The organism is Fibrisoma montanum (assembly GCF_003583365.1).
Lineage (GTDB): Bacteria > Bacteroidota > Bacteroidia > Cytophagales > Spirosomataceae > Fibrisoma > Fibrisoma montanum.
In genome coordinates this window covers 125,147-139,090 of record NZ_QXED01000008.1, presented here as the reverse complement: position 1 = coordinate 139,090, position 13,944 = coordinate 125,147, and the positions used below count along the sequence as shown (strand labels likewise).

The 13,944-nt window shown below is 52.9% G+C and carries 9 protein-coding genes; 7 read left to right on the top strand and 2 right to left on the bottom strand.

The annotated features are described in order from the left end of the window. Positions 1–193: 193 nt before the first annotated feature. Positions 194–2,719 carry a replication restart helicase PriA gene (gene priA, locus DYU11_RS24980; protein ID WP_119670463.1) on the top strand — a complete coding sequence of 842 codons (2,526 nt, stop codon included), beginning with the start codon at positions 194–196 and terminating at the stop codon, positions 2,717–2,719. Between the two features lie 127 nt (positions 2,720–2,846). Then, positions 2,847–4,283 carry a pyruvate kinase gene (pyk, locus tag DYU11_RS24975; protein ID WP_119670462.1) on the top strand — a complete coding sequence of 479 codons (1,437 nt, stop codon included), beginning with the start codon at positions 2,847–2,849 and terminating at the stop codon, positions 4,281–4,283. A gap of 235 nt (positions 4,284–4,518) precedes the next feature. On the opposite strand, the gene DYU11_RS24970 is transcribed toward pyk, so the two are convergent. Then, on the bottom strand, positions 4,519–5,001 hold the full coding sequence (locus DYU11_RS24970; RefSeq protein WP_119670461.1) for a DUF5606 family protein: 483 nt from the start codon (positions 4,999–5,001) through the stop codon (positions 4,519–4,521). A gap of 84 nt (positions 5,002–5,085) precedes the next feature. Then, positions 5,086–5,691, bottom strand: coding sequence for a ribosome biogenesis GTP-binding protein YihA/YsxC (gene yihA / locus DYU11_RS24965; protein ID WP_119670460.1), 606 nt, complete (start codon positions 5,689–5,691; stop codon positions 5,086–5,088). A gap of 244 nt (positions 5,692–5,935) precedes the next feature. On the opposite strand from yihA, the gene DYU11_RS24960 reads away from it, so the two are divergent. The 5 genes from DYU11_RS24960 (at position 5,936) to DYU11_RS24940 (ending at position 13,654) form a co-directional block, all read left to right on the top strand. After that, on the top strand, positions 5,936–6,379 hold the full coding sequence (locus tag DYU11_RS24960; protein WP_119670459.1) for a thioredoxin family protein: 444 nt from the start codon (positions 5,936–5,938) through the stop codon (positions 6,377–6,379). 175 nt (positions 6,380–6,554) lie between these two features. Continuing rightward, positions 6,555–7,406, top strand: coding sequence for an MBL fold metallo-hydrolase (locus DYU11_RS24955; protein WP_119670458.1), 852 nt, complete (start codon positions 6,555–6,557; stop codon positions 7,404–7,406). 111 nt (positions 7,407–7,517) lie between these two features. After that, positions 7,518–8,297 carry a patatin-like phospholipase family protein gene (locus DYU11_RS24950; protein ID WP_119670457.1) on the top strand — a complete coding sequence of 260 codons (780 nt, stop codon included), beginning with the start codon at positions 7,518–7,520 and terminating at the stop codon, positions 8,295–8,297. 357 nt (positions 8,298–8,654) lie between these two features. Beyond that, positions 8,655–11,951, top strand: coding sequence for a SusC/RagA family TonB-linked outer membrane protein (locus DYU11_RS24945; protein ID WP_119670456.1), 3,297 nt, complete (start codon positions 8,655–8,657; stop codon positions 11,949–11,951). Between the two features lie 56 nt (positions 11,952–12,007). Continuing rightward, on the top strand, positions 12,008–13,654 hold the full coding sequence (locus DYU11_RS24940; protein WP_119670455.1) for a RagB/SusD family nutrient uptake outer membrane protein: 1,647 nt from the start codon (positions 12,008–12,010) through the stop codon (positions 13,652–13,654). Positions 13,655–13,944 lie beyond the last annotated feature (290 nt).

The window sequence follows — 13,944 nt, the reverse complement described above, 5'->3', positions numbered from 1 at the left end:
GTGCATAACATCAGGCGGATGGAAACCCGCTCAGGAATAGCTTTTATGGGGGGAAACACCGCCTTAATTCAGTAACATACAAATCGAGCGGAAAGGTTTACGGGCCTGAGCCTTTTTGCCGACTCCTTGAAATCCTTTTCGGCAGCCGGGCGTTTATCCCTATATTTACTTAAACGACCGCTCAGCACCGTCTGTGGATACCTCACTACGCACTTTATTTTCCCATCTGGAAGACGAAGAAGTTACCTTCTTTGCCGATCTGATCTTACCCATTCCGGTGCCGCGGCTCTTTACGTACCGGGTGCCACGCGGTATGGCCGAGCTCCTCAAGATTGGCGCCCGGGTGATCGTGCCGTTTGGAAAAAATAATGGCCGCGTGCTGACGGCCGTAGTGGCCCGGCTGCACAACTCCCCACCAACCGGCTATCAGGCCCGCTACATCAGTGAAGTCCTCGACGAATACCCGCTCGTGACGGGCTACCAGCTTGAATTGTTCCGGTGGATGTCTGAGTACTATATGTGCTGCATCGGCGACGTAATGAACGTAGCCCTGCCGTCGGGCCTGAAAATTTCCAGCCAGTCGAAGGTGCAGTTCAATCCGGATTTCGATTATCCCGAACTCCTTACACCGGTCGAGGAGATCCTGCTGACGGAGTTGAAGAAACACCCGGCGCTGTCGTACGACGAACTGGGGCGGTTGGTAGGAGAGGGGGGGAATGTACCGGCCGTTATTAAATCGCTGGTCGGCAAAAAAGCGGTGATCGTCTTCGAGGAGGTGAAGGAGAAGTACGTGCCGAAGATGATCCGTAAAATTCGGCTGCACCGTACCTACGAAGAAAAAGAGCAGCTATTGGTGCTTCTGCAACGGCTGGAAAAATTGCCGAAGCAGCAGGAGGTGGTGATGCGCTACCTCCGGCACGTACCCGTTCAGATAACGCCCTCGCTGAACCAGAAAGGCCTGGACAAAAGCATTCTCAACCAGGATGATGAACTGTCGCAGTCGTCGCTGACGACGCTCATCAAGAATCAGGTCTTCGAAACCTTTGAGGTGATTCAACCGCGTTTTGCCGACAACCTCGCTCCCCAGACCGAGATCCGGCTGACGGAGGCCCAGCGGCAGGCGTCGCAGGACATCATGGCGCAGTTTGAGCGGCAGAATATCGTGCTGTTTCACGGCATAACCGGCAGTGGTAAAACGGAGGTCTATATCGACCTCATTCAGCAGGCGCTGGCCGGAGGAACGCAGGTGCTGTACCTCTTGCCGGAGATTGCCCTGACCACCCAGATTGTGGTGCGGCTGCAGCGGGTATTCGGCGATAAGATGGGTATCTACCACTCCAAGTTCTCCGACAACGAACGCGTTGAAGTCTGGAAAGGCGTCGTATCCGGGCAATACCAGTTTGTGGTGGGCGTTCGGTCGGCCGTGTTTTTGCCGTTCGACAACCTGGGGCTGATTATCGTGGACGAAGAGCATGAAACCTCGTACAAGCAGCACGACCCGGCCCCGCGCTACCACGCCCGCGACGTAGCGATGATGCTGGCCCACTGGCAGCAGGCCAAAGTACTGCTTGGCTCCGCTACGCCCTCGCTGGAATCGTACTACCAGGCGCAGCAGGGGCGCTACGGACTGGTCGAGCTGTTTCAGCGGTTCGGCGATGCCACCCTGCCCGACATTCTGCTGGTGGATACGCGGCAGGAAAAAAAGCAGAAGACGATGAAAAATGAGTTTTCGTCGGCCCTGCTGAACGAACTGGAGATGAATCTGGAGCGGAAAGAGCAAAGTATTCTTTTCCAGAATCGGCGGGGGTATTCACCTTACATGCAGTGCGAAGACTGCGACTGGACGGCTGAGTGCCCCAACTGCGCCGTAAGCCTGACGTACCACCAGCGCGACGCCGAACTCCGCTGCCATTACTGTGGGCATAAAGAGGCCGTGCCGCGTGTTTGCCCGGTTTGTGGGTCAACCAAAGTGCGGACCATCGGCTTTGGTACCGAAAAGCTGGAAGACCAGTTGCAGATTATTTTCCCGCAGTCCCGAATTCTGCGGATGGACCTGGACACAACCCGGGCCAAGAACGCGTACCAACAGATCATTCAGGAGTTTGAGGGGGGGCAGGTTGATATGCTCGTCGGGACGCAGATGATCACCAAAGGGCTGGATTTCGACAACGTCAGCCTGGTGGGAATTTTCGACGCCGATCGGCTGATTCACTTTCCTGATTTCCGGGCCACGGAGCGGGCCTTTCAGATGCTCACCCAGGTCAGCGGCCGGGCCGGTCGGCGAGCGGGCCGGAAAGGAAAGGTGTTGATCCAGACCACCAATCCGCAGCAGACCATCCTGCAGAAAATCATTGAAAACGATTACAGGGGGCTCTACGAGGAGGAAATTCAGGAACGGCAGAACTTCAATTACCCGCCTTTCTCGCGGCTTATCAAACTGACCATTCGCCATGCCGACAAGGCCATCAGTTTGCAGGCGGCTGAGCGGCTGGCGGCCGAACTGACCGACGCCCTCGGCGAGAGTCGGGTGCTGGGACCGGAAGAACCGCTGGTGGAACGCATCCGGAACCAGTTTCTGTTCGATATTCTGATCAAGATTGAGCGCGAGAAAATGAACGTGAAGGCCGTAAAGGCATACATCCAGGACCGTATCAACGACATCCTGACCGACAAAGGCCTTCGGCAGGTTACGATCGTAGCCGATGTTGATTGTTTATAAAATGACTTGATAGGTAAGCTTACAACCTGTCTAAAACGTCTTCGCAAAAATTTTACGTACATTTTTCCGGTAGGCGGTTATTTTTGCACCGGCTTCTGGCCGCTTTTGCCTCATTTGTTCCTTACTCATGTCCAAAAAAACCAAGATTGTGGCCACCGTTGGCCCGGCTTCCGAATCCAAAGAACAACTACTGGCACTGGCCAAAGCGGGAGTGAATGTTTTTCGGCTCAATTTCTCCCACGGCACGCACGAAGATCACCTTGCCCGCTTGCAGCGCATTCGCGAACTGAACGAAGAATATGGCCTTAACCTCTGCATACTTCAGGATCTGCAGGGACCCAAAATCCGGATCGGAAACGTCGAGAATAAGGACGGCGTACTGATTCTGCCGGGTAATAAACTCATCTTCACCAACGACGAAGTGATTGGTACGGCCGATCGCGTCAGTACACCCTATAAGGATATGTACCGCGATGTGCAGCCCGGCGAACGGGTGCTGATGGACGACGGTAAACTGGAGGTGAAAGTACTGAGCGTCGACGGTACCGATGTGGTCACGGAGGTCGTCTACGGCGGACCGCTCAAATCGAAAAAAGGGGTGAACCTGCCTAATACGAAGGTATCGATGCCGTCGGTTACGGATAAGGACTGGGCCGATCTGAATTTCGGACTGGAAAACGATGCTGAATGGATCGCCTTGTCGTTTGTACGGCAGGCATCCGAGATTCTGGAAATCAAAGAATACATCCGGTCGAAAGGTAAAACCAGCCGCGTCATTGCCAAAATTGAAAAGCCGGAAGCCATCGACAATATTGACGAGATCATCGAAGCTACCGACGGATTGATGGTAGCCCGGGGCGACCTGGGGGTTGAACTGCCCGCCGAAGAAGTACCGATGATTCAGAAGATGCTGGTTGAGAAATGTAACAAGGCGGCCAAGCCGGTCATCGTGGCGACGCAGATGCTCGAAAGCATGATCGACAACCCGCGCCCAACCCGCGCCGAAATCAACGATATTGCCAATTCAGTGCTCGACGGCGCCGATGCGGTCATGCTGAGCGCCGAAACCGCATCCGGAAAGTACCCGATTCTGGCCGTAGAAAGCATGGCCAACACCATCCGGCAGGTCGAAAAAAGCAGCGAAAAAATTTATTTCCGCTACCACGCGCACGTTAACGAGGAGCCGACCGAGAACGTCATCAACGATAACGTAGTGATGAGTGCCTGCCGGCTGGCCCGCGACACAAAAGCGAAGGCTATTATCGGCATCACCAACTCCGGCTACACAGCCGTTCGGTTGTCGCACCACCGTCCCAAAGCCGACCTGTTCGTGTTTTCCAACGATCCGCAGCTTCGCAATACCCTTGGCCTGTACTGGGGTGTTCAGGTAATTGCGCACGAACCAAGCGCCGACATGACCATTGACCAGACCGTGGATGATATTAAGAAAACGCTGGTTGAGAAAGGAAAGCTGGAATCGGGCGACATATTTATCAACACCCTCAGCATGCCGCTGACGCAGTCGCGCCGGACCAATACGGTGAAACTGAGCGTAGTAGAATAAAAACAGGTCTGACGCGGCACGTCTGACCGGATAGCGGGTGTGTTCAGGTTTCTGTACGCCCTTGTTGATCCGGTCAGACGTGCCGTCAGACCTCTGGTTTGAATCCTGCTGAAAAGTCAAAAAAGCCGCGAAGCCAATGGCCAATCGCGGCTTTTCTACTATTCACTGAAAATGGAGATCAGTACGTTTTATTGTATTGGTGATTGACCGCAGCCCGGGCCAATGCAATAAAACGTTATGCGTTAGATTCCTCCTGCGTTTCGGCCGAATCGGTGGATTCCGGCGTTGTTTCAGCCGCAGAAGCTGGCTCGGTGGCCGGCGTTTCGAACACCTCGGGGGCGTACTGACGCAGAATACCGTACCAGGTAATCAGTTTACGAATGTCGCTGGTGCGAACCCGCTCGCGGTCATACTCCGGAACCACCGACTCCATGAAATCGGTCAGTTCGTCGTTGGAGCCCTTGGCATTGACCGTCAGGTTCTCACCGTATTTGTCGTTGATCGCCGTCAGTACGTTGGCCAGGGGAATGGACTGGTCGGGCGTATCGACGTAGATCGAAATATCATTCAGGACCGAAACGCGGGCAGTTGGGCCCATCATGGTCTTGGCTTTCTTGTCGTCCAGCGACTCAACAATCACACCGGTGCGGCTGGGTTTCAGGATCCGAAACAGGCCGCTCTGGCCGGCGATGTTGGCGATTTGTTTTAATGCTTCCATGCTTACTCGATAAAATGGTAACGCCCGCTTAAGCTGACGTATTGCCTTTGCTTTTAATTAAACCGCGAATTTAGCGGGTGTTATCTAAATTGACTTGAACTCTTTGTTCAGTGAATGGATGAGGGCCAGCACATCTTCGCGCCCCGCAGCAGTTACGGCCGACGTAACGAAGATCTGGGGGGCTTCCTCCCAGGTTTCGAGCAGCGTAGCCCGGTATTGTTCAAGGGTAGCCTGAAGTTTGGTGGCGCTCAGTTTCTCTGACTTGGTCATAACAATCACAAACGGGATGCCCTGTTCGCCCAGGCTAGCCATGAAATCAAGGTCGATTTTCTGCGGGGGAATGCGCGAATCGACCAGTACGAACGTACAGAGCAGATTGGGGCGGGTGGTGAGGTAACCATTGATCAGGGCCGCAAACTTATCACGGTCGGTCTTGCTGACCTGCGCGTAACCGTAGCCGGGCAAATCAACCAGATACCACTCGTTATCGATCAGAAAATGATTGATCAACTGCGTCTTGCCGGGTTTGCCCGAGATTTTGGCCAGCGACGTCCGGCTGGTCAGCATGTTGATCAATGACGACTTCCCTACGTTCGAGCGCCCGATGAAGGCATATTCCGGGCGGTCGGGAGCGGGGCATTTGGCCGGATCGGAATTGCTGATAACAAACTGAGCTTGCTTAACAGGCATACGGTTCAATAGTAAATGTGCGCAAAGTTCGGAAAGATTGACAACATAGGCACACCAACCGGCGTTTAAACGCTAACAAACCCGGCCAGCGCCCTTCGTGGATTGGAGGCACTGTGCGGTGTGGGGCGGGTCGGCTGGGTTTGGGATTATCAATCTTGTACTGTAATTTGGTGCACAACAACGCAGGCAGGAAACGAAAGCGACCCGGCCTTGCGTTATAGGAAACGAAACTAATTAGTTGCGTATGAAAAAAGTGTTTGGGATACTGATGGTGCTGACCGTAACGCTGGGTGCGGCAGTGGCTGGTGATGATAAAAAGCCCAATAGCAGCGAACCCGGTATTCAGTTTACGGAAGCATCGTGGAAGGAAGTACTTAAGCGTGCCAAAGCCGAGAAGAAGGTTATCTTCCTGGATGCATACGCCAGCTGGTGCGGTCCCTGCAAACTGTTGCAGAAAAAGGTATTTACTCAGAAGGACGTAGGCGATTATTTCAATGGTAAGTTCATCAACGTAAAGATGGACATGGAAAAAGGCGAGGGCCCGGCGCTGTCGCAGGTGTACCCGCTGGAAGCGTATCCTACCCTGCTGTTCATCGACGGTAACGGACGCGTACTCAAGAAAGTTATTGGTTATCAGTCACCGGAGAATCTGCTTTCCATCGGAAAAAGTGTGAAAACATCCATCTGATCAACCCCGTATAGATTCTAATCAGGCCCCGGCTCAATTGAGCCGGGGCTTTTTTGTATCAGTCAGCAGGCTTTTTTCGGCAAAGTAGAAAAAGCGGTCGGCGAATAAGCGACTGATCGGCACCGGCTGACTGTGGTTTACGGCTAAAGACGTAATTTGCCGAAAAACCATCCGTATGCACTTTCAAACTCTCGATACAGGCCTGTTCAAACTCGACGGGGGCGCTATGTTCGGCGTCGTGCCCAAACCCCTCTGGAGCAAACTGAATTCGGCCGATGAGCAGAACCGCTGCACCTGGGCCATGCGGTGTCTGCTTTACGAGCCCGACAACAGCACCGCCAACCGACGCTTGCTGGTGGTCGATACCGGAATCGGGGATAAGCAGGATGCCAAATTTTTTGGACATTACGCCCCCGACCGTTCGCACTCTCTGTTGGGGTCTATTCAGGCCGCCGGCTATGCCGAAACCGACGTAACCGACGTATTACTAACCCATCTGCACTTTGATCACGTGGGAGGGGCTGTTAAGCGCGTCGGCGACCGGCTGGTGCCCGTCTTCCCAAACGCTACGTACTGGACTCATTCGGCGCACTGGAACTGGGCTACGCAGCCAAATCCGCGCGAAAAGGCGTCTTTTTTGTCAGAGAACATAAAGCCGTTGCAGGAAAGCGGCCAGCTGCAGTTTTTGAATCAACAGCCGTTCCCCTACGACAAGGTGGCGCTGGTGTACGTCGATGGGCACACCGAAAAAATGACCCTCCCGATCATCCACGTGAAGGGGCGTCTCGTAGCCTACGTCGCTGATCTGATCCCGTCGTCGGCACATGTACCGCTGCCTTACGTCATGAGTTACGATGTTCGACCGCTGCTGACCATGGACGAAAAAGCGCAGTTGCTGAAACGCGCGGCCGATGAGGACTGGATTCTGGTGTTCGAACATGATCCGGTAATAGAAGCGGCTACGGTCGAGCATACTGATAAGGGCGTTCGCATCCGGGAAAAGGGCCGACTGGTCGACTTTCTGTAAGTTCCCAAACTGAACCCTGCCCGTCAGCGTTGTAGTGATGAGCACATACCTGGCCATGTTACGTATGGTCAGCCTGTTAAACTTCGTATACGAACACGTACTTGACTTGTCATGAAAATAGGTTTGGTTTTATCCGGGGGCGGAGCGCGGGGATTTGCACACCTCGGCGTCATGAAGGCGCTGCTGGAAATGGGCATCACCTTCGACCGGATTGCGGGAACCAGCGCCGGTGCCATTACCGGTGCGCTGATTGCTCAGGGATATACCCCCGACGAAGCCCTGAAATTAATCGAATCGTCGTCGTTTATGAAGCATCTTCGGCCGGCCTGGAGCCGGATGGGACTACTGCGCATCGACGGCGTAGCCGAGTTATACCGAAAATACATTCCCCACGATTCGTTTGAGGGGTTGAGTATTCCGCTGCATGTGCTGGCCGTCGATATCAACGATGGCGAAGCCGTGGTGTTTGAACAGGGCGAGCTGATTCGGCCGGTGCTGGCTTCGTGCTGCCTGCCGGGCATATTTGAGCCGCTTTACATCAACAAGCATCAGTACGTCGATGGCGGGGTGCTGAATAACCTACCCGTCGAGATTATACAGCATAAGGTTGATTTTGTGATTGGTTCGCATTGCAACGTGCTGGGGCCGCGAAAACCCCTGACGTCCATGCGTGGGGTTATCGAGCGAAGCCTGGTGCTGGCTGTGCAGAACAAAACAAAAGAGCGTTTTTCGAAATGCAATGTGTTGATCGAACCCGCCGAAATGTCCCAGTACAGCGTAACCGACGTTAAAAAAGCCCGGGATATGTTCCGGCTCGGTTATCAGCACACGCGTTCAATGACCAGGGAACTGGAGAAAGCGCTGGAGAATCCTTCGGTACCGACCACGTAATCCATACACAGACGTATATAAAAAGGCCAGGTGTGTTAGCCTGGCCTTTTTGCGTTATCCGGAATCGCAGGGTAAGGCCACTTGCTTCATCTTCCGCAAAGTTGACTTATCCCAGATGATGATAGATCAGTCTACTAAACGAAAAGACAAAAGATTATTCTGGTGGAATAGCGATATAAGCTATTCGGTATTTATGACTAAGTAAGCTATTTTTATTAATCCGAATTTAATTCTAATTATTGAGTCGTTTGTAAGACAATATTTTGCCTAAAAATTATTGAACAGAAATTTGTATTGTTTTATGTCACTGTTACATTTGTGATAGTACCACTCTATACAACTTAAAATTCACTTTCTATGAGGAAAATTTTACTGGTGAGCTTACTGTTGGTATGCTCACTCTGGGCCACTGCCTGGGCTCAGGAGCGTAAGGTGTCGGGCAAGGTCACATCCGCCGATGATGGAAAACCAATGCCCGGCGTATCGGTCGTTTTAAAAGGAACGACAAAGGGCGCAAACACGGATGCGGATGGCAGCTACTCCATTGCTGTGCCGGAACAGGGCGGAAAGCTGGTGGTCAGTTTCGTAGGTACCACAACGCAGGAAGTCGAAATCGGTAATCAGTCGGTAATTGACATAAAACTTGCTACCGACACACGTCAGCTGAACGAGATTGTCGTAACCGGGGTTGGGGTCGCGACTGATAAACGAAAACTCGGTATTGCCGTCGAATCCGTATCCGCCAAGAATCTACCACAAACACCATCGGCCTCCATCGATCAGGCGCTGGTGGGTAAAATTGCCGGCGCGCAGATTTCCAGTGGGAACGGCACCCCCGGGGCACCCGTCAATATCGTTTTGCGCGGTATTAATACGATCAACCGCGGCACGGCCCCGATCCTGCTCATCGATGGTGTGCAGGTCGACGCAACCAACTACGATTCAAACGGGAACCTGAATAATAACCCAACCAGCTTGCTGAGTTCCATTGATCCCAACACGATTGAGCGGGTCGAGGTGGTACAGGGGGCTGCGGCCGCTACGCTGTATGGTGCCCAGGGCGCCAATGGGGTTATTCAGGTCTTTACGAAGAAAGGGAAGTCGGGTAAACTGAACATCGACTTTTCGTCGAGCATCACCCGGAACGAATACCTGAACGTTGGCGGGGTGTCAAAATCCCAGTTCAATGGATTTCAGACCGATGCGCAAAATAACGTTGTGTATCAGTCGGGGCGGGATGCTAACAATAATCCGGTGTATGCGCCCCTTCAGTTCAATCCAAATACGCTGACGTACAACGGCAACGTGTTGTATAACCCGCTCGATGTAAATAACAAAGCGGATAAACCATACACCGCCAACCTCAAGTATTACGATCACTACGCGTTCTTTTTCCGCCCGTCAAACACGTACAATAACAGCATTGCACTAACAGGCGGGAGCGACAAAGTCGACTTCGCGCTATCGGCGTCGAACAACCAGCAGGAGAGTAACGTCATCAACAACGGCGCTTACCAGCGCAGCAACCTGACGTCCAATATCGGGATTCAACTGGCGAAAGGGCTGACGTTCCGGACCACGACCCAGCTCGTATACACGAAAAGCACGATCAAAACGAACGACCGGCTCATTCTGTACGCCATTAACAACGCCCGTCCATTCGCCGATTTCTCGGCACTGGATCCGGATGGAAACCCAGGCGTATACTACGGGGATGCCGTCGGCGTAAACCACGGAAATCCGAGCTTCTGGCAACGCTACACCAATAACAAAGACAATAAAGTTGACGTCATTCAGAGCTTCAACCTGAATTACAAAATCAACAAATTCCTTGATCTGGACGCGAAGTACGGCATTAACTACTCGAAGCAGGAGATTGTAACGACCTACGGGAATCAGTCGAGAAACCGCAACGTCATTGCCAACAACAACAACCAGTACCGTAGCTATTTTGGTACGGATCCTACGGGCGAGATTGATAACAACAGCATGACCACGACGTACCAGAACTTTTTGGCCAGTGCGTTCATCAATACTGATTTCCAGGAAGATTTCAAGCTGAACATACCGATCCGTACGACGACCCAGCTTGCATTCGACTACCGTAACCGGAACTTCCGGCAATTTTATACCTACACCCTGGGGCTGCCGACGTATGAGCCGTTCACAGCCGCGCAGTCGTCGACGTTCCGGGTGCCGGGCGTAGTGGCTCCATCGACGGGACGACCGGGCCTGCCGGGGGGCGGTGATTACACCGAGCCGTTCATTACGTATGGGTACGTGGTGAACCAGCGAATCGACTACGGCGATCTGGCCGGCGTTTCGGGTGGTTTCCGTACCGATTACTCATCGGCTTTCGGCCGGGCTTCCAAACCCTTCACGTTCCCGCGCGGAGATGCGTACTTCCGGGTGTCGGCCCTGAAGTTCTGGGAAAACAGCACCATCGGTACGTTCTTCCCCGAGTTTAAGCTGCGGGCGGCTTATGGGCAGGCCGGTATTCAGCCGCGGCCTTTCGACCGCTATCAGGTGCTGAACACGCGCACACTCGGTACGTCAAACTCGTTCTACATCCCGGCCAGCCAGCCGAACCCTGACCTGAGCGTAGAGGTGTCGTCGGAGCTTGAAGTTGGGACCGACCTGGCCCTGACGCCGTTCAAGAATTCAATCTGGCTGAGCAGCGTTCGCCTGTCGGGTACGTACTGGAAGCGTTCGACCGACAACGCTATTTTCGACGTAAGCGCGGCTCCATCGTCGGGGATCAACTCGATCAAGGATAACGCTTTCTCGCTGAGTTCAAACGGCCTGCAGTTTTCGTTAAACGCTACGGTATTACGTACCAGTACGCTATCGTGGAATCTGACCACCAACTTCGGAAACCAGACGTCCAAGATCACGGCCGTGAAGGGTAATCAGGAAGTGGTGGTGCTGTCGAGCGCAGGTAGCTCAAACTACGTACTGAAAGCAGGCGAAAAGATCGGGCAGTTGTACGGCCACGTCGCTATCCACCAGGTCGACGCCAAAGATCCCAACGGCAATTTCTACATTCCCGCCGACCAACAGGCGAACTACACGGTAGCCAGCAACGGCTGGGTTGTGAACAAAGCGACGAAGCAGCCGTTCTTCTCGGCAGACAAATACAGCTTTGGTGATCCGAACCCGAAGTTCAACATGTCGTTTATCAACGACTTCACCTTCAAAAACTTCCTGACGTTCGGCTTCCAGTTCGACTGGGTGTATCGCAGCCACATCTACAACCAGACGAAGGAATGGATGTACCGGGACGGAATCCATGCCGACTACAGCATCCCGCTGACGATTGAAGGCCAGACGGGCGCCTGGACGGCGTTCTACCGGGGTGTGTATGCACAACGCGCGGCTAATGGCACCAAGAACTACTTCTACGAAGATGCCTCGTTTGTGCGGCTGCGGAACGTAGCGATAGGGGTAGATTTCAGTAAGCTCGTGAACCTGCCCGTTCTGCGTCGGGCTCAGTTGGTCCTGTCGGGTCGTAACCTGCTGACGTTTACGAAGTACACGGGCTTTGATCCTGAGGTTAGCTCGGGTACGGGAAGCTCTGCCTGGGATCGTGGCACTGACCACAACACCATGCCAAACCTACGTTCGTATCAGGCAACGCTGAACATCGGCTTATAATCATCATGGCCGGTTTCGGAGTGCGCGTCGCCGGCCGTTAAACCAAGATCTTACCAATGAAAACGATACAGATTGCAGTAGCCGTTCTGCTGCTTGGCTTTGCAACCTCCTGCAAAGAGCAACTGGACGTCAAAAACCCCAACCAACCCGTTGTTGAAAGTGCAAACACGGAGTCGGGCATTGTGAACCTGGCCCAGGGAGGGGCGTATATCAATGGCTCCCGCGAGATCAAGACCGATCTGTACGACGGTGTTCCCGGGTATTTTTGGTCGGGGGCCGTTGGGGTGCATGAACTGATGGGCGACATTATCGGTGAGGAAGCCGCCAACCAGTTTGGCAATCAGATCGGTTGCCCCGACTACATCATACTGGACGACGGCTCGAAGGTTCTCAATCCGAACGCGCCTAATACGCAGATTGCGTTGATCCGTCAGGTAAACGTGAACGCTAACCAGGGCGCTAATCCGCTGTTCCACGAGTGGTGGTACATGTATTCCCTGAACAGCCAGATGAACAAGGTACTTGATCTGTCGGAGCAGGTCGCGTTTACGGGCGATGCCAAAGCGAAGAAATCGACCATTCAGGCGTGGGCGTACTGGTGGAAAGGATTCGCTTATTCACGGTTGGGGTCGTTGTATTACGCCGGAATCATTAATAGTACGGCCAATGGGACCAATGCTAACTACGTATCGAAGGAGAAGCTGATCGAAGAAGCAAACGCTAACCTGGACAAGGCAGCCGCACTGCTGACCAGCATCGGCACTTCGGCCGATTACACGACGCTGATGACTCAGTTGATTCCAAGCTTTAATCAGGTGGGTAAAGGCTTAGTACCGACCACCGATATGTGGAAGCGGAACATCAATACGTTGAAAGCCCGTAATCTGCTGGTAAACACCACTGTCAAGGCCATGACCGCTGCCCAGTGGAATCAGGTTCTGACACTGGTCAACGATGGTATAAAATCCACGGACAATGTCTTTACGGGGCGTTCAAACCAGAACGGGGATTTCCTGGCACCAACAACGGGTACCGTGGCGGCCAAAGCGACCGGCGACCCGTCGGGTGGGGCTACGTATAAGGTGAGTGAGCGACTGATTCAGGATTATAAAGCAGGCGACAAGCGGCTGGAAAACAACTTCTCGCAGAAAGCCACTCCGTGGATTGGTGAGAGCAGCCGTGGAAACGCCTTCAATACGCGCTGGCAGTTGCTGGATGGCGGCAAAAAACTTCCCGGCGTGATCACGTTGAGTGATCGTACACCAGGTGCTACGGAGCTGTATCTGGCCGGCAGTTACGAAGAAAATGAACTGATGAAAGCCGAAGCCCTGATCAATACCGGTAAGATTGAGGACGGGGTAAAAGTCGTCGATGATGTCCGGAAGTTTCAGGGTGCCGGATTGGCAGCGGTAGCCGGGACTAACCTGACGCTCGATCAGGCTAAGGAGGAGTTACGTCGTGAGCGCCGGGTGGCGATGGCTTTCCGTGGCCTTTCGTTCTACGATGCTCGCCGGTGGGGCGTGATTGAGGATGTATCAAAGGGGGGAGGTCGTACAAATGCAGTTGTTATCGACAAATCCGGTAAGGTCAGCACGAAAGCAACCGTTAATTACAACTTCCTTGATTACTGGGATGTGCCCGATAACGAATTAAAATACAACCCGCCTGCGGCCAATAGTGCGCCGGTGAAGAACCCCAAATAGGGTGGAGGTTTAGTAATGGTCAAAAAGGTCAGCTTGTCGTTAGCTGACCTTTTTGTTTGATCCCTGCGTCAGGCCTTCCCTCACTTAATCAATAAGGGTGTGCATGACATCAATTCTTATCAAAGCTGATATAATAAATTCTTCAATTATTTTCAATTTATATAGATTTTATATAAGTAATTACAACTAAAAACTGTTTGAAGTCATTATTTAATAATATTTTGTATAGTAATACTGAAGTAAAATTATATGCTGAAAAATGACGTATCTGCAAATTATTTGTATTGTAT